The organism is Providencia xihuensis, assembly GCF_041953405.1.
GTDB lineage: Bacteria > Pseudomonadota > Gammaproteobacteria > Enterobacterales > Enterobacteriaceae > Providencia > Providencia vermicola.
On sequence record NZ_CP169565.1, the window covers coordinates 3,001,810 to 3,018,469 of the forward strand.

Genomic DNA, 16,660 nt, shown 5'->3' on the forward strand with positions numbered 1-16,660 from the left:
GAGATAAAAATGATTAATAATGTATTGTTGGCTGTCGATAGCTTCGAAAATAGCAGTAATGCCCTCAATTTTATGCAACGTATGACAGGCTGTATTCATAATGTCATTGTCTTAACCGTTGTCGATAGCACCTTTGCGCTAAGCCGCACTAAACTAAGTCAAAATAGCGATGAACGCGATGAGTACCCTGCTGCTCAGCGAGAAGAAGCCTTAGCAGAGAAACAATTAAAAGATGTCACCAGCGCATTAACAAATATGGGATTTAAAACACAGGGGCTGCTTGCCGCAGGAACACCTATCGAGACAATCCCTAAACAAATGGAAAAACACAATTGTGATTTACTGATTATCTCCCACCGTCACCTTTCTTCATTTAGCCGCTGGCTGAATACGTCGGTCACTCGCAGTTTATTAGATGATATTTCTCAACCCGTTTTAGTGATCCCGCGTTAACCGATATGATTAAAAATGATTACAGTGGTTACCTGTTGTTATCCACTGTAATCAATACTTTTAATACACAAAGCCCATCATGGCATTGATGTTTTTTCTATTGATTTGTCCTTCAGTTTATTGTTCCTACATAATTTCCGATCAAACTTCCCTCAGTTCGCACAGATAACAGGCAAACGAACATTTTTTTCGATATTCTCCTTTGACAATCCCTTTAGAGGAAGCTAATATCCTCTGCGTACCAAGGAGTTCCTCCATAGTTCAGTCGGTAGAACGGCGGACTGTTAATCCGTATGTCGCTGGTTCAAGTCCAGCTGGAGGAGCCAATATTTAGAGAAGCCTGCTTAAAGAAATTTAAGCAGGCTTTTTGCTTTCTTATCGTTTATCATTTTTCTCAAAAGATATTTAATCATCAATTCCCATAGCTATTTTTCTCCTTTCGCTTTATCATTCGTTCCCGGCCTGAGCGTTCGCTCATCACTCACCTTCCCTTATGGAGCCGGTTTAATGACTACTGTAACTACCCTAACGATTCGCCGCCCTGATGATTGGCATGTTCATTTTCGCGATGATGATATGTTAAAAACGGTCGTTCCCTACACCAGTGAGTTTTTTGGCCGCGCAATTGTGATGCCAAATTTAGTTCCTCCCGTTACTACCGTTGCAGCCGCAAAAGCATATCGCGAGCGCATTATTCAGGCTGTGCCACAAGGGCACCAATTTACCCCGTTGATGACCTGTTATCTTACTGATGGAACTGACTCAACTGAACTCATCCGTGGCTTTCAAGAAGGTGTGTTTACCGCATGTAAATTATATCCTGCTAATGCAACAACCAACTCAAGCCATGGGGTTTCTGATATTAAGAAAATTTACCCTGTTCTGGCAGCAATGGAAAAAGCAGGTATGCCGCTATTGATTCACGGTGAAGTCACCGCGAACCATATTGATATTTTTGACCGAGAAGCACTGTTTATTGAACAAGTCATGCAGCCATTACGCGCCCAATTTCCAAACTTAAAGGTAGTTTTCGAACACATCACAACAAAAGAAGCTGCACAATATGTTTTGGATGCCAACGAATTTACCGCTGCGACGCTAACGCCTCAGCACCTGATGTTTAACCGTAATCATATGTTAGTCGGTGGTGTAAGACCGCACTTGTTCTGTTTGCCAATTTTAAAACGTAACATTCACCAAGAAGCGCTTCGTTCTGCTGTTGCATCGGGTTGTGATCGCTTCTTCCTAGGAACAGATACCGCTCCACATGTGCAATCACGTAAAGAAGCTGCTTGCGGATGTGCTGGCGTATTTAATGCACCAACCGCACTGGCCGCTTATGCAACTGTGTTTGAAGAACTAGATGCTTTAGCGCACTTTGAAGCATTTTGCTCATTGAATGGTCCTAAATTCTATAATTTGCCTGTAAATGAAGGCCATATAACCCTGACTAAAGAACCAAACATGACTTGTGAATCTATTGATTGCTGTAATGATAAATTGATCCCGTTCTTAGCAGGTGAAGATTCTCGCTGGTCAATCGCTATCGCTAAATAAGCACTAAAAATCTCGTTTATCGTCATGGGGGAAGTTGCAATCGCTTCCCTCTATGAGCCCCAGCTATATTCACTTTATTTGTGCATTTACTGTCATTTATGCAAAAAAATATTTTATTTACTTCCTTATTAACGAAATCTCCTTATACTGAAAGTGGATTCATTCCAAGAACTTTGCTCTTAGTCAGTTATAGATATTTATTATTTATCACGCTGTTTGATTAGGAGGTTTTTATGAATAGAAAAAATGATGTTATTCAAACTCACCCAGTTGTTGGCTGGGACATTAGCACCGTAGATGCCTATGATGCTATGATGTTACGTTTGCACTACCTCCCCGAACAAGATAAAAACTCAGGCGATGCTGTCGTGGATAAAACCATGTGGCTTACCACGGATGTCGCAAAACAATTGATTGGTATTCTTCAAGCTGGCGTGGATAAGATAGAGTCTGGGGAATACATCGAATTTAATTTTAAAACGCACTAAATCCTTAAATGGATATTTGAGCCGTAGATATCCATTTTTTAAATCTATAGCCTTTCAATAAAGTAGTTATATATTATATAACTACTTTACCTCATTTTATTTTTATAAATTGATTAATTTAAATTAACGACAACATTTTTTGTTTTTATTATTACTCAGTTGACATCACTAGCTATTCCAATTTATTGTAATACTCTTTCGAACCAGGACGTTCCCAATGAAAATATTAGTTATTGATGAGTGTTATTACACGAGACTTGGTATTACTGAATATTTATCAAAGAATAAGAACTTAAACTTTATTAGCACTGGCTGTTTGGGTGATGCTATTAAATTCATAAATAAAAACTCACCAAACATTGTTCTTGTTAATTTAACCTATTATTGCCACTACTCAAATTATTGTCCAACTTTGCAAGGGTTACTAAACCTATCAAATAATATTCGTTTTTATATTTATATCAATGCCCCTTACCCCCAAACAGATAACCCACTATTATTAAAAGATAATTTTTTTATTTTATCCAAAAATATCATTATTAAAACATTGGATAGAGTAATTAATGATTATGCACAAATAGAAAAAATAACAAAATTAGCGAATAATACAGATACCTCTATATTTACTGTCAAGGAGCAAAAAATAATTAGCAATTGGATGAATGAAATACCAAACCATATTATCTCTAAGAAATTAGGGATAAGTAACAGTACGGTTTATTCACAAAAGCGCCATATAGCAAGTAAGGTTTTCGTTAAAAACAGAATAGAGCTTTTCTTCATTTATAATGTATTTAAATATTTATATTAAGTAAAAAGCCCTGAAAAAGGGCTTCTACTTTTTTAGTATTATACTCAATTAGCTATCGCTATTTAATAAGCCCTCTGATAAACGGTGGCGGGATTTATTAAATATTTTATTGCTCACTTCACGGCCTGCACGGCGAGCACGCTGTTCTTGCTCTGGTAGTTTCATTTCTTCATTGCATGCAGCACTACAGCAACCTTCGTATTTTTCAGCGCAAGTTGGGCATTGGATGAACAGTAGATGGCAACCATCATTGCGGCAGTTCGTGTGTGAATCACAAGGTGCCCCACACTGGTGGCAGTGCGCTAACATGTCATCTGTAATACGTTCGCCCATACGGTTATCAAAAACAAAGTTTTTCCCTTTAAAACGCAAAGGTAAGCCTTGTTCTTTGGCTTTACGTGCATACTCAATAATACCGCCTTCCACGTGATAAACATTTTTAAAGCCGTTGTGTAGCATGTATGCACTCGCTTTTTCACAACGAATACCGCCAGTACAATACATGACAACATTCTTATCTTTTTGCTCTTGCAGCATTTCCACGGCCATCGGAAGCTGTTCTCTAAAAGTATCCGATGGAACTTCTACCGCATTTTCAAAGTGACCCACTTCGTATTCATAATGATTACGCATATCAACAAATACAGTATTCGGATCATCAATCATTGCATTCACTTCATGCGCTTTGAGATATTGCCCAGTATTTGCAGGGTTAAATGTCTCATCGTCAATGCCATCAGCAACTACGCGATCACGCACTTTCATGCGCAGAACCCAGAACGATTTCCCATCATCATCAATAGCAATATTTAAGCGCAAATCATTCAATGCAGGATCTGTGCGATAAATTAGTTCACGTAAAGCGTCAACATTGGATGCTGGCACGCTGATCTGTGCATTAATGCCCTCTTTGGCAATGTACACACGGCCAAATACGTTTAACGCTTTGAATTGTTGGTACCATTCATTACGAAAGACAGCTGGGTCTTCAATATTAAAATACTTATAGAAAGAAATAGTGGTACGTGGCTCAGTTTCAGCCAACATGCGTTCTTTGAGTATTTTATTTGAAACTTGGTTATGTAACACTGGCATGGTGTTCTCTTTTCCTTTGTAACTAACTAATATTTAAACAATTAACCTGATGACTGTTAAACACAACTGCATGAGATTATTTATTCATATTATCGCTGTTATTGTGTTAATAAAAAACCCTTTATTTTAAGTGGGATTGTTATTGAAATATGATTAAAACGTTTAAATCATTATTTACTTACATAATTAACGGTATTTTAGTGACATTTGATGATTCACGATTTCATTCCGTTATGTTATAACGTTATTAATTTACCGCCTTTAAATAGTAGAAATAATGCGATTATTCCCTCTCTTTTTTATTATGTTATCTCTTGTCGTGCCACAGGTAGCGGCTCATCCTCACAGTTTTATTGAAATGAAAATGACCCTTGAAACCAAACAAGATAACTATTCAGGGATAAATTATGCTTGGAAGATGGATCCAATGACCTCTGCAGATATTCTGTATGAACTCAAAGGGGTAAAAAAGGATGACCCACGCTGGAAGCAACAAGAAGCCATTGTGATGGCGAATGTATTAATGCAGGATTATTTCACTGATTTCTATTATCAAGGGAAAAAAGTCAGTTTTAAGCGCATCCCCGATAACTACCATCTTGAAAAAGACGGTTTTTCTCTAGTGTTTTACTTCACTGCGTCATTTATGCAACCTCTACCAATTAAAAGCTCCCATGTGACTCTCCAAACCTACGATCCATCATTTTATGTCAGTATGACCTACCAAAACCCGCAGCAAATTACACTACCTATAGAGCTTGCCGCGACCTGCAAGTTGGCATTAAAAGAAGCCGATATTACTGACTCCATGCGCGCCTATGCCTTTTCATTAGACAAAAATGATACACCAGATGAAGACTTAGCACTTGGTAAGCAATTTGCACAACAGGTGGATATCCAATGCCCTTAATTGCGTTGCGTAACCAAAAATGGCTCGGTGCAGTTATCTTATTAGTGCTTATAGCGTATTGCGCCTTGCAGGTTTACATCCATTGGAACTCATGGTTACAACTAAGTGTTATTTGGCAAAAACAATTAAACCAAGGGCTATCTTACCTTCTCCAAGAAACGGCGACTCGGCCATTTTATGCTGGGGGATTATTGGTCATTGCAAGCTTTGCTTATGGTTTTTTACACGCCCTTGGGCCAGGGCACGGTAAATTAATCATCACCACCTATATCGCCACACAAGCCACTCACTTAAAACAAAGTGTCGTGATTAGCTTACTCGCGTCTTTATTGCAGGGATTAGTCGCCATTTTGCTGGTTTCTTTTGTACTCATTTTATTCCAGCTCTCCACTAAACACCTGAACCAAGCCAGTGCTTATGCAGAGCAAATCAGCTACATTTTTGTGATCTTGCTAGGCGTATTTCTTTGTGGCAGTGCGATTCGCCGTCTTTGGCAAATCAGCAAACCAAAAAAATCAGCCGCTTTAACATTACGAAGCATACAACCACTGAATCAATCCCAACCCAAAATTATTTATAACAAAGTGCAAACCGAGCTGTCTAGCTGCGCTTGTGGGCATCAACATGTTGTCCAATCTGAACAGCTACAAGCGGGGTTCAAAAGTAAGCTACTGATTATTCTTTCGATGGGGATCCGCCCATGCTCAGGCGCAATTTTGGTACTGCTCTTTTCGTATGTGATTGATGCATATGTGTGGGGAATGATTGCTGCGCTGATGATGGCTGTCGGCACAGCGTTAACCATCTGTTTGATTGCGGTGTTTGTTCATCTTATGAGAGATAATGCATTGCGCGTTTCACGTCTAAAAGGCGTTCAACTCTCACCATATTGGGTAATTTCACTTAAAATCATCGCTGGGGTGCTGTTTGTCTTGATGGGCGTTTTATTGTATCAAAGCGGTGCAATGGAACACGCAACCTCACCATTATTGCATTAAAAAAGGGAGGGCTCCCCCTCCCTGGCACTTGCCGAAGTCACAGTGCGATAAACACACTGTTGATGCGCAATGTCAACTGCTCAAAACAAAGTTGCTGGCCTGCAACGCTATGCAGAACCCCGCAAGCTAGCAACTTTTACTACTACGTTAAAACCTAGCTAGCTGATTAACTCAATTTTCGCTGGTAAACCTTGGCGAACAGAAGCACCCGATACCCAATCAAGCCAAGTATTTGCCACTTCACGCGTTGGGTCAGCAAACCCGAGGTCGTTTAAATTAATACCTGAACCATTAGCCGCATTCATCGGCATTGGTTCACCATCTAAATAGTGCTGTTTAGCGCCCATTTCAGTGTGCCCATAACCATGCTCAATCGCTAGCACTCCTGGCATTACACCATCCAACACGCTGACTTGAGCTTCTGCATTTCCACCTGGCGTGGTGATGCGGATCCAATCACCATGTTTTACCCCCATTTTCGCAGCATCATCAGGGTGAATAGCCACAAGGTTGGTCGGTTTAACATGACGTAAGCGCTCAATCACCGTTGTTGAACTGCTCATTACATGAGATTTAAATGACATCAGTTTCAGTGGCCACTCTTTTTCTGGGAACACTTTATTAACGTCATCACCATTCGCCATACGTGGCGGATAGTAAGTTGGACAGCCACTGTAACGTTCACCCGTAATTGCATGACGGTTAGTCCCAACAGTTGGGTTCCAAATCTGCAATCCTTTTTTCCATTGTGGCCCTGTTGCATCGCCATCCCACGCTTTTTCATACGGTGCAAAACGGCCACCGCGTGTGAAGATGTAAGCCACACGGCGCACTTCTTCTGGTTTCAACGTGCGAGTGATCGCAGGTAAAATACGTTCAACACCACTGATTTGGATGTCTTCTGTTGCGGCTTCTGGTACGGGTTTTTCCCCTAACCAAGCCATATTAGCAGCCACGCGCAAGTAGTAATCCTCTGCGGTATTGAGTGAATGCATGTTGCCATCCATGTCCTCAATCACGTTGTCCCCAAAGCCAGGTAATTTCAGCTCTTTTGCTACCGCAATGCAGAAGCTTTCCATTGAAATTGGCTGGCCATCCGCGGTTTTCGCTGTACGGGACTCAACAATTGGCCAACGCGCAGTACTCGCCTTAACTTGAACACCTGACCACGGCGCACTGAAGCCCCAACTTTCAAAGTTATGGGTATCTGGCACAATGTAATCTGCCAGCGCGGTGGTTTCATTCATAAAGGCATCAATACCAATAATTAATGGAAGATGTTTTGGATCTTTCAGTTTTTCTTCCATAACCTGACGAATACCCGCGATGCCATATACCGGGTTAGTCATATTGGTGATCCACGCTTTAAGCGCATACGGATACCCCATCAACGCAGACGCCAGTTGCTCCGTTAATTGGCCTTTCGCAAACGGATACCAAGGGGCTTTTGCAGGATACGGTTTTTCACCTGCGGCTAATCTTGCTTTAAATTCATCTGATTTTTCATAGACTTCATTACTGCGCGATAACACAACGCCTTTTGGCTTCACCTTTCCTTTGTAGCTCGCCATATTGTAACGTGGGCCATCGTTCTCCCCGTTGAATTTACCGCCACCAACAGACACACCGCCTTTCAGGTTTAAATTACCAATCAAGGCGTTAAGCATTATGACTGACCATGCTGTGTAGAAGCCGTTGCCTCCCATCATACCGCCATGGGAAATGACCGCTGCTTTTCTATCATAAGAAGTTAAGGCTTTGCCCAGTGATGCAATGGTTTTCACTGGTACATGGCAGCGTTCGCTATATTCTTCAAGCGTCATGCGATTTGCTGCTTCTTTCAGGCATTGGAAGCTTGATTTTACTGTGACTTCGCTGCCATCATGCAATGTCACTTTGCGGGTCACAAAAAGTTCCGCAGCAGGGACATCATCTGCTAATTTCAACTCACCAGAAGCGTCCTGAACCAAATAGGCTTTTTCATCATCCTCTTCCCCAGTAAGATAAGAGGAAATTAATAATTTGCCTGCTAATGGATGCGCGTCATCAGTGATAACCAAATGGGTGGAGTTGGTCCAACTTTTTTCCCCCATGCCTTCCATTGATTTTTCGCTTGGTACGCTAAGGTATTTTGCATTATAACGCTCGTTTTCGATGATCCAGCGTATCATTCCCATCACTAACGCTGCATCCGTCCCTGGTTGTACAGGCACCCAATGACCATGGTCATTGGCTAATGTTGTCGTTAGTGGCAATGCAGGGGAAACAACCACATAATTAAAAGAATCACGTAAACGTGCTGTCGCTAACTGGCGGCCTTGACGTTTGAACGGGTTCCCCGATTGTGCAGGGGACGTCCCGAGGAATAAGGCAAAACGCACGTTATCCCAATCAGGCTTGACGTGGGCGTTTTTGTCCAAGTCATCCATCAATGCCCCCGAACCTGCTCGGTAAGCGAGGCCACAGTAAGAGCCGTGCGCACCGAAGTTTTTGCTACCAAAGCCGTTTTGTGCAAAGCGACGAATAAAGCCGTCGCGGCCATCGTCCCCTGCGTTAGTCACTAGCAATTGGTTCGCTTTCGGGCCTAATTTAGGCTGTGATGGGTCTAATGGCGTTTCAAGGTCACGAATGGCTCTTAACCCATCCACATGGCCTTCACCGAATAAATCACCGCCTTCAACCACTTCTTTAATCAGTTGTTCAAAGCTAATGCGCTCCCATTTACCTTCACCGCGTTTACCCACACGTTTCATCGGTTCTAAAATACGCAGTGGACTGGTTAAGCCTTCCATTAAGGTCGCCCCACGGGCACATGCCGTTGAACGATGTTCTAAACCTGACTCACCGCTCATTTTGTTGAACGCAGTTTTTAGCGGCATACCATAGGGGAAATGCTCTTCGTGAGATAACGGGTGGTACGGGTTCCCAGCAATACGCAGCACTTCATTTTTCGCTGTATCAACACGAGCACGGATACCACACTGAGTCCAGCAACCAAAACATTGGGTCATCGCCACCACTTGTTCTGGGTTTTCCTGCCAGCCTTTCAGTGCTTGGCCTTCTGGACGCAGTGAGTTGCCATTGAGGCGGTCTAACGTGACTTTACCAGAGGTGCCATTAACCAAACCATCGACTGCACGTTTGGCCACATCACGGTAGCTTGCACCAAATAACGCAATGCCACCGACAACCAAACCACCTTTAAGCCATTGACGTCTTGAGAATTTAGCCATGTTGCACTCTCCTCGCAAACCAGCGAACACCTTCACGAACAATAATTGTTAACGCAATCCACAGACCAAATGTGCCTACAATAGCCATTAAGCCGTCAGTCCCCAGAGGGAAGTGGTATGGATTCGCGATAATGTTATATTTTGGAACCGCTTGAACTTCCATCAGGAAAATCCAACGTAGTGTCCAAGCAAAAGCCATCGAAACTAAGGCTAAAACGGTAATGTAAGGTACTGAACGGATAGCTTTTACATTGCTCACTGACATCACAAATGTGATTAACCACAGCGCACAACCCCCCATCAGCATCCACCAACCTGCACTTGCAGTATCCAACTGTTGGCGTACCGCGATCCCTGATATGGTATCCCCTGATAACCACAGAGCGAAACATACGGCAAATAACAGCAGGGTAATCACTTGGAAACGGGCTAAACGGTTTTGGTATTGTGGCTCTTTGCGAGCACCTAAACCAATCAATGCAGGCAGAACTTGCAACGCACTTAGGAACATTAATACTGGCATCCACCAGCTATACCAGATTGGACGTGCGTTTAAGATTGACGCTTCACGGCCGGTGTACAGCAATAAGCCCATTGCAGATAACGCCGCTAGCAATGCCACCCAACGGGTCGCTTTAAACTCTTTTTTCCAAATCATTTTCACAATCAGGGCAACAAAATATAACCCAATGAATGTGGTGAATAATGGTAATAAAACCGAGCCCCACCACATCCAAGACCACAGTGTTGGGTGTGCGTAGAAATGCCAAACCCGTGCGGTTTGGTGCAAGTCTGCCGTTAACGCGAGTGGCGCGGTGATCCCCATGGTGATCGCGATGAACACAGCGATCATCTCTAATCGGCCATTTTCGCTTTTATTTTGCCAATGCAGGTAACACGCATACAGCACAGCGCAAGAAGCGATTCCGATAAAGAAAAAGTATTGCACGGCCCACGGTAGCCAGAAAAATTCTTGTGGCTGAGCCATAATTTCAGAAATATATGTCACTTGACCGTCCATCAGAACACCTCCTGCCATAATGCGGGTTGCCCTTTGCCTTGTAGCGGCTCTACAAATGCATCATCCAAACCGATATAGAAAACTTGTGGTAATGTGCCACTTTCTGGTTTGAGCACTTTAATTTCCGCTTCATGTTCAGTCAGCATTTTACGAATGGTGCTGTTCGGGTCTTTTAAGTCACCAATAATACGTGCACCGCCCACACAAGATTCAACGCATGCGGGTAATAAACCCACTTCTAAACGATGTGCACAGAAAGTACATTTATCTGCAGTTTGTGTGGAATGATTAATAAAGCGGGCATCATACGGGCAAGCCTGTACACAATAAGCACAGCCGACGCAACGTTCATTATCAACCACAACAATGCCGTCTTCCCGTTGGAAAGTGGCTTGAACAGGGCATACAGGAACACAAGGAGGTGAATCACAGTGGTTACATAAGCGTGGCAGAAGTACGTTGGTAAAACCTTCCTCACCTTTAACCGCCACTTGATATTGGTTAACGGTGGTTCTAAATTGGCCTTGTGGCGTTTGGTTTTCAACCGAGCAACTTACAGTGCAAGATTGGCAGCCAATACAACGACGTAAGTCGATTAACATCCCATAACGTTTTTCAGGATTGCCTTCATGACGCGTTGGAGATAAGTTTAGGCCAGCCTCCGAGATTGGAATTAACGACGCACCCGCCGTCACTGCCCCAATTTGTTGTAGAAATTTTCGTTTACTCAGATCCATAATTGGCTCCAGTATTGACATTGCTAATGCGAAAATAAAAGTTATTAATCAATATGTTATTTGTTTTACAAGCATTATTGACAATCGATTCAGTCCAGTTAAGATAACCGCAGAAATTCTTATTTCTCTTTAAAACTGGTGTGTTATCTTGGTAAAGCTTGTAGTGCCATTGTAGGAAGAGAGGAGCCAGCGCCCTATTGTGGTTTACCACATACCCGAAGCTAAATTGATCTAACGCAACGAATAACCCAAATATGTTAAAAAAATCGCCTATACTGTTGTATCACATACTATTAACCATGTTTTTAACATGGTCATTTCCTGCGATTTCTGCGCAATGGACAATCGGCGTTTTGGCTTTGCGTGGCCCCAGTTCCACACAATCTCACTGGCAACCTTTAGTCGATACGTTAAATGATTCAATTCCAGGAGAACGCTTCACTCTCCAGCCCTTAAATCTCGATGAAATGCGTGAAGCCATTTCCAACCAAAAAATTGATTTCTTACTGACTAACCCAGCACAGTTTATTCAGCTCGACAGCCGCTACCACTTACGGTGGCTACTTTCCTTGCGTTCCGATGTCGAACCTAATAGCACCACCCGCAACGTGATTGGTAGTCTGATACTGGTACGCAATAACAGTGACATGACTGAACCTCAAAATTTGATTGGTAAAAAAGTGGGGGCGATTTCCCCCGATGCTTTTGGTGGGTATTTATTAGGCTATAAAGTGCTGCGAGATTTAGGCTATGACGCCGAAAAAGATTTTCAAATGCAGTTTTTAGGCTTCCCTGCGGATGCCCTGCTGTATGCCTTACGCGATGGTTCACTGTCAGCCGCGATCGTTCCTGTTTGTTTATTGGAAAATATGCACAGTGAAGGGCTAATTGATAAAACGCAGTTCCGACCGCTTATTCAACATCCTAGTTCTCTGTCTTGCCTGACCAGCACGGAACTTTATCCCAATTGGTCATTTGCGGCCCTAAGCGAAGTGCCAGATAACCTTGTCGACAAGGTCACTAAAACCTTACTTTCAACAGATAAAAGTACTATGCGCTGGGGAGCCCCCGCCTCCGTTACCCAAGTGGAAACCCTTTTGCGGGATGTGAACCAACATCCACAGCAGCGGCAAATTTGGCAAGATATTGTCAGTTGGACAATTCAAAACCAAATTACCCTTGGCTTTGTTGCTCTATTTTTTGTCCTTCTTGGGGTGAACCACGTATGGATTGCATTTTTAGTTCGCCGCCGAAGTCGTCAATTAGAAGTGGCGCATAACCGACTGCGCCAGCAAGAGGCAGATTTACAAAAAGCTCAAAGGTTGAATATTTTAGGGGAAATGGCTTCAGGATTTGCTCATGAACTCAATCAACCGTTATCGGCTATTCGGCACTATGCACAAGGGTGTATTTTGCGGCTGAATAAAGAGTCGGAAAAGCATCCTTTAATTAATGCCTTAACAAAGATTGACGACCAAGCCCAACGTGGGGCGGATATCATCCGTAATTTACGTCTTTGGGCGGGCAAGCCAGGGCAAGACCCAGCACTAATTTTAAGCCAACAATCTGTTAAACAAGCTATTAAGCATATTTGGCAACTTTTACGCGTTGACCAACATTACCCTAATGCAAAATTATTACTACCAGACACCCAAGATGTGTCGTTGGTACTGCCAGAGACCCTATTGGAGCAATTATTGTCCAACTTAGTCAGCAACAGCCTGCAAGCAGGAGCCAACACATTACACTTTGGTTTTCATTTTGCCCAAAACCGCTTTTTACTGGTCTTGCAAGATGACGCAGGGGGTATGCCTTTAGAACAACTTGAACAAGGGATAACCCCATTCGCAACCACCAAAAAAGAAGGCTTAGGGCTTGGCTTAGTGATTTGCCAGCGCTTGATTCAAAGTCAAGGTGGGGATATTCGTATTGAAAACAACCTGAGTGATGATGGATTAAACGGCTTGCGAGTCACATTAATTTTTAATTATCCCGATAATTTGCACCACTAAGCACTGTATGCCACGCAATTGATAACATTCAGATTAATTATATGTGACAATAGCTTTATTGAGCTGACTAGTATCTATCTTAATAGTCACCCTCTACACGACGAGGTATGTATTTATGCCAGTTATCCATCTAGTGGATGATGACACCGATGTGACCGACGCCTGCCAGTTTTTACTTGAAACGCTGGGCTACACTGTTACCGTTTGGAATGACAGTGAACAATTTATTCAACATGCAGCCCTTCACCAAGAGGGGGTGGTTTTGCTTGATATGCGCATGCCAAAGCTAGATGGTCGGCAAGTCCACCAATATCTGTGCGATCAGCACAGCACATTAGCCGTGATTTTTCTATCTGGGCATGGGGATATTCCGATGGCGGTTGAGCAAGTCAAACTTGGTGCCGTAGATTTTCTACAAAAACCGATTGATAGCCAACAACTGGCAAAAACTCTTGAGCAAGCTCAACGGCAAACCACGCAATCCACCGAAAATTATCTAATTAAACAACGCTATGAAATGCTAACACCCCGCGAAAAAGAAATCTGTCGCTATGTGCTCCAAGGTTTAATTAACCGTGAAATTGCTGAAGCTACCTGTGTTTCAGTACGTACTGTTGAAGTGCATCGTTCTCGCGTGATGGAAAAAATGGCGGTGAGAAACATCGCTGAATTAATGAGTACCATGCAGTCAGTGAACTTATTAAAAAAATAATTTGATATAATTAGATTCAATTAAACCTAATTAATAAAAATTCACCATTACAGACTAAAAATAATCGGATACTAATGATACCAGCGCCTACTTTTCAAAAACACCTACTTCATCCTCGCTACTGGTTAACGTGGATAGGTGTTACTGTACTTTATCTTCTTGTTTTACTGCCTTACCCTGTTATCTATTGGATGGGGACTCGCCTAGGGTTATTATCCAAGCGCTTTCTAAAAAAACGCGTACAAATTGCCGATCGTAACCTGCAACTGTGTTTTCCAGAGATGAGTATGCAAGATAGGCAACACTATATTGATAAAAATTTCGAATCTGTCGGTATGGGATTATTTGAAACGGGTATGGCATGGTTTTGGCCTGATTGGCGCATTAAACGTTGGGTTAAGGTCGAAGGCCGTGAAAATATGTTATCTGCCCAAGAGACTGGCCGCGGGATTATCGTGCTTGGCATACATTTTCTCACCTTAGAAATAGGCGGGCGTGCTTTTGGTATGCTAAACCCAGGTATTGGGGTATATCGTGCTAACGATAATAAACTGATTGACTGGCTACAAACCCGTGGGCGTTTACGTTCAAATAAATACATGCTCGACCGTAAAGATGTCAAAGGGATGGTACGTGCTCTGAAGGACGGGGAAATTCTCTGGTATGCCCCTGATCACGATTATGGCCCACGCAATAGTACCTTCGCACCGTTGTTTGCGGTTGAAAAGGCAGCAACCACTAATGGCTCACAAATATTACTTCGCTTAGCCAACCCACTGGTTGTCCCTTTTGTCCCACGACGTTTACCCAACGGCAAAGGATATGAGCTTCTCATTCAACCTGCAGTGGATAATTTCCCTGTAGAAGACAATGTGGCAACTGCAGCGATGATGAACCAAGTCATCGAAAAAGAAATTTTGCGTGCGCCCGAGCAATATATGTGGCTACATCGCCGTTTTAAAACGCGCCCACAAGGTGAAGCATCGCTGTATGGCGACCTCGATAAAATTCATCATTAATTTATGACAAAATAGCTGTAGCCCTACCTAACAAAGAGTTTTTCCTAAATAGATGGAAAGTTTTCCCTAAATAGTCAGGCCTACAGCGAGGCGCCTAAATGAAGATATCCCAAGGAGCGTACATAAGTACGTGACTTGGGTAGCTGAGTGACGGTAACAACGCTGTCGGTCTGAATATAACAGGAAAATAAGCCAAAAGTTTTCCCTAAATAGTCAGCCCTACAGCGAGGCGCCTAAATGAAGATATCCCAAGGAGAGTACACAAGTACGTGACTTGAGTAGCTGAGTGACGGTAACAACGCTGTAGGGTTGAATATGACGGGAAAATGACGGCAACAATGCTGTCGGTCTGAATATAAAGGGAAAATATGACGGGAAAAGGTAATTACTGGAAAAGAAACTTATACGTCGTCTGGTTCGGCTGCTTCTTAACAGGTGCTGCCTTTAGCTTAATCATGCCTTTTCTTCCCCTTTATATTGAAGAGCTCGGCGTCAAAGACCACGCTTCGTTGAATTTATGGACCGGCGCTGTTTTCAGTATTACTTTTCTGTTTTCCGCCATCGCCGCGCCGTTCTGGGGGCGGCTATCTGACCGTAAAGGTCGTAAGTTAATGCTGCTGCGCTCTGCGCTTGGCATGGCGATTGTGATGGTCTTGATTGGCTTTGCACAAAATATCTGGCAATTATTGGCACTCAGAGCCTTACTCGGCTTGCTTGGTGGCTTTGTGCCCAATGCCAATGCGCTAATCGCCACACAAATTCCAGTGAAAAAAAGTGGCTGGGCAATGGGCGTTTTGGCCACGGGGGCTGTGAGTGGTGCGCTCATTGGCCCATTAATTGGTGGGTTCCTTGCTGACCAGTATGGTTTACGCCCCGTCTTTTTTATCACAGCAACCGTTCTATTTATCTGTTTTTTCGTCACCCTTTTTTATGTTCGCGAACGTTTCACCCCTGTTTCGCGCAAAGATGCCTTAACCAGTAAACAGGTTTTTGCCTCCCTACGGAATAAAAACTTGGTCATCAGCTTATTTTTCACCACCATGATTATTCAGGCCGCAATGGGTTCCATTAACCCTGTCATTACCCTTTATGTTCGAGAACTGTCAGACTCCCTTGAAAACCTAGCATTTGTTAGTGGAGTGATTGCATCTATTCCTGGCGTCGCCGCGTTAATCAGCGCACCAATGCTAGGTAAATTAAGTGATCGAATTGGCCCTGAAAAAGTCCTATTGGCCGTTTTAGGTACCTCAATTTTTGTGCTATTCCCGATGGGGCTCGTCAGTAGCTATTGGGAGTTAGGTTTCCTACGTTTTTTATTAGGGGCACTTAATGCCGCCTTACTACCAGCGGTTCAGACGCTAATTATTTATAATATTTCGCACCAAGTGACTGGCCGTATTTTCAGCTATAACCAAGCTTTGCGGGATGTGGGGAATGTAACGGGGCCGCTGATGGGGTCGTTTGTTGCAGCAACCTATGGTTTCAGAGCTGTCTTTTTCTTCACAGCTGCTTTAGTCCTTTTTAATCTTATCTATTCTTGGCTCATTATTCGACGCCAATCAGATGGCCTACGCGCTTCACCAACTGAGCAATAATTAGCCAGATAGTTTTTAA

The 16,660-nt window shown here is 42.9% G+C and carries 14 protein-coding genes and 1 tRNA gene; 11 read left to right on the top strand and 4 right to left on the bottom strand.

Annotated features, from left to right (window positions below; all coding sequences use genetic code 11):
• The first annotated feature begins 9 nt into the window (after positions 1–9).
• The 5 genes from ACE2AL_RS13595 (at position 10) to ACE2AL_RS13615 (ending at position 3,309) form a co-directional block, all read left to right on the top strand.
• Entirely contained in the window at positions 10–453 is a 444-nt protein-coding gene (locus tag ACE2AL_RS13595; protein WP_206086729.1) for a universal stress protein, read from the top strand.
• A 250-nt stretch (positions 454–703) separates the two neighbouring features.
• Positions 704–779 (top strand) — tRNA-Asn (locus tag ACE2AL_RS13600).
• A gap of 181 nt (positions 780–960) precedes the next feature.
• Positions 961–2,010, top strand: coding sequence for a dihydroorotase (pyrC, locus tag ACE2AL_RS13605; RefSeq protein ID WP_272538698.1), 1,050 nt, complete (start codon positions 961–963; stop codon positions 2,008–2,010).
• A 233-nt stretch (positions 2,011–2,243) separates the two neighbouring features.
• Positions 2,244–2,498, top strand: coding sequence for a biofilm formation regulator BssS (bssS, locus tag ACE2AL_RS13610; protein WP_047756449.1), 255 nt, complete (start codon positions 2,244–2,246; stop codon positions 2,496–2,498).
• 217 nt (positions 2,499–2,715) lie between these two features.
• The gene (locus tag ACE2AL_RS13615) at positions 2,716–3,309 is read left to right on the top strand and encodes a LuxR C-terminal-related transcriptional regulator (protein ID WP_206086727.1); all 594 of its coding nucleotides are present in this window, start codon (positions 2,716–2,718) and stop codon (positions 3,307–3,309) included.
• A gap of 48 nt (positions 3,310–3,357) precedes the next feature.
• Here the strand turns inward: ACE2AL_RS13615 and ACE2AL_RS13620 are convergent, their stop codons facing one another.
• Complete coding sequence (locus ACE2AL_RS13620; RefSeq protein ID WP_206086726.1) at positions 3,358–4,404, bottom strand: rhodanese-related sulfurtransferase; 1,047 nt, start codon at positions 4,402–4,404, stop codon at positions 3,358–3,360.
• Between the two features lie 277 nt (positions 4,405–4,681).
• Here ACE2AL_RS13620 and ACE2AL_RS13625 point away from each other — a divergent pair, with 277 nt between their 5' ends.
• Both ACE2AL_RS13625 and ACE2AL_RS13630 read left to right on the top strand, forming a co-directional pair.
• Positions 4,682–5,314 carry a DUF1007 family protein gene (locus ACE2AL_RS13625; protein WP_272538699.1) on the top strand — a complete coding sequence of 211 codons (633 nt, stop codon included), beginning with the start codon at positions 4,682–4,684 and terminating at the stop codon, positions 5,312–5,314.
• Positions 5,305–6,312, top strand: a complete 1,008-nt coding sequence (locus ACE2AL_RS13630) for a nickel/cobalt transporter (protein WP_375083597.1) — start codon at positions 5,305–5,307, stop codon at positions 6,310–6,312. Before ACE2AL_RS13625 ends, ACE2AL_RS13630 begins: the two co-directional genes overlap by 10 nt.
• A gap of 158 nt (positions 6,313–6,470) precedes the next feature.
• Here the strand turns inward: ACE2AL_RS13630 and ttrA are convergent, their stop codons facing one another.
• The 3 genes from ttrA to ttrB are packed head-to-tail and all read right to left on the bottom strand — an operon-like array spanning position 6,471 to position 11,303.
• Complete coding sequence (gene ttrA, locus ACE2AL_RS13635; RefSeq protein ID WP_272538701.1) at positions 6,471–9,545, bottom strand: tetrathionate reductase subunit TtrA; 3,075 nt, start codon at positions 9,543–9,545, stop codon at positions 6,471–6,473.
• Entirely contained in the window at positions 9,538–10,584 is a 1,047-nt protein-coding gene (gene ttrC / locus ACE2AL_RS13640; protein WP_375083598.1) for a tetrathionate reductase subunit TtrC, read from the bottom strand. The genes ttrA and ttrC overlap by 8 nt, the downstream gene beginning before the upstream one ends.
• Entirely contained in the window at positions 10,566–11,303 is a 738-nt protein-coding gene (ttrB, locus tag ACE2AL_RS13645; protein ID WP_206086722.1) for a tetrathionate reductase subunit TtrB, read from the bottom strand. The genes ttrC and ttrB overlap by 19 nt, the downstream gene beginning before the upstream one ends.
• A gap of 254 nt (positions 11,304–11,557) precedes the next feature.
• Between ttrB and ttrS the strand changes: the two genes are divergently transcribed.
• The 4 genes from ttrS (at position 11,558) to mdtG (ending at position 16,641) form a co-directional block, all read left to right on the top strand.
• Positions 11,558–13,315 (top strand): tetrathionate respiration histidine kinase TtrS, encoded by a 1,758-nt coding sequence (gene ttrS / locus ACE2AL_RS13650; protein WP_206086721.1) that lies wholly within the window; start codon positions 11,558–11,560, stop codon positions 13,313–13,315.
• A 115-nt stretch (positions 13,316–13,430) separates the two neighbouring features.
• On the top strand, positions 13,431–14,027 hold the full coding sequence (gene ttrR, locus ACE2AL_RS13655) for a tetrathionate respiration response regulator TtrR (protein ID WP_206086720.1): 597 nt from the start codon (positions 13,431–13,433) through the stop codon (positions 14,025–14,027).
• 74 nt (positions 14,028–14,101) lie between these two features.
• Complete coding sequence (locus ACE2AL_RS13660) at positions 14,102–15,046, top strand: Kdo(2)-lipid IV(A) acyltransferase (RefSeq protein ID WP_272538703.1); 945 nt, start codon at positions 14,102–14,104, stop codon at positions 15,044–15,046.
• Between the two features lie 368 nt (positions 15,047–15,414).
• A complete protein-coding gene (gene mdtG, locus ACE2AL_RS13665; RefSeq protein WP_206086718.1) occupies positions 15,415–16,641 on the top strand; it encodes a multidrug efflux MFS transporter MdtG in 1,227 nt (408 codons plus the stop codon).
• Positions 16,642–16,660 lie beyond the last annotated feature (19 nt).

Excerpts from the sequence above, each read along its gene's own strand:
- ttrA (WP_272538701.1), bottom strand. The coding sequence starts at position 9,545 with ATGGCTAAATTCTCAAGACGTCAATGGCTTAAAGGTGGTTTGGTTGTC.
- ACE2AL_RS13595 (WP_206086729.1), top strand. The coding sequence starts at position 10 with ATGATTAATAATGTATTGTTGGCTGTCGATAGCTTCGAAAATAGCAGT.
- ACE2AL_RS13625 (WP_272538699.1), top strand. The coding sequence starts at position 4,682 with ATGCGATTATTCCCTCTCTTTTTTATTATGTTATCTCTTGTCGTGCCA.
- pyrC (WP_272538698.1), top strand. The coding sequence starts at position 961 with ATGACTACTGTAACTACCCTAACGATTCGCCGCCCTGATGATTGGCAT.
- ttrR (WP_206086720.1), top strand. The coding sequence starts at position 13,431 with ATGCCAGTTATCCATCTAGTGGATGATGACACCGATGTGACCGACGCC.
- mdtG (WP_206086718.1), top strand. The coding sequence starts at position 15,415 with ATGACGGGAAAAGGTAATTACTGGAAAAGAAACTTATACGTCGTCTGG.
- ACE2AL_RS13620 (WP_206086726.1), bottom strand. The coding sequence starts at position 4,404 with ATGCCAGTGTTACATAACCAAGTTTCAAATAAAATACTCAAAGAACGC.
- ttrC (WP_375083598.1), bottom strand. The coding sequence starts at position 10,584 with ATGGCAGGAGGTGTTCTGATGGACGGTCAAGTGACATATATTTCTGAA.
- ACE2AL_RS13660 (WP_272538703.1), top strand. The coding sequence starts at position 14,102 with ATGATACCAGCGCCTACTTTTCAAAAACACCTACTTCATCCTCGCTAC.
- bssS (WP_047756449.1), top strand. The coding sequence starts at position 2,244 with ATGAATAGAAAAAATGATGTTATTCAAACTCACCCAGTTGTTGGCTGG.
- ttrB (WP_206086722.1), bottom strand. The coding sequence starts at position 11,303 with ATGGATCTGAGTAAACGAAAATTTCTACAACAAATTGGGGCAGTGACG.
- ACE2AL_RS13615 (WP_206086727.1), top strand. The coding sequence starts at position 2,716 with ATGAAAATATTAGTTATTGATGAGTGTTATTACACGAGACTTGGTATT.
- ACE2AL_RS13630 (WP_375083597.1), top strand. The coding sequence starts at position 5,305 with ATGCCCTTAATTGCGTTGCGTAACCAAAAATGGCTCGGTGCAGTTATC.
- ttrS (WP_206086721.1), top strand. The coding sequence starts at position 11,558 with ATGTTAAAAAAATCGCCTATACTGTTGTATCACATACTATTAACCATG.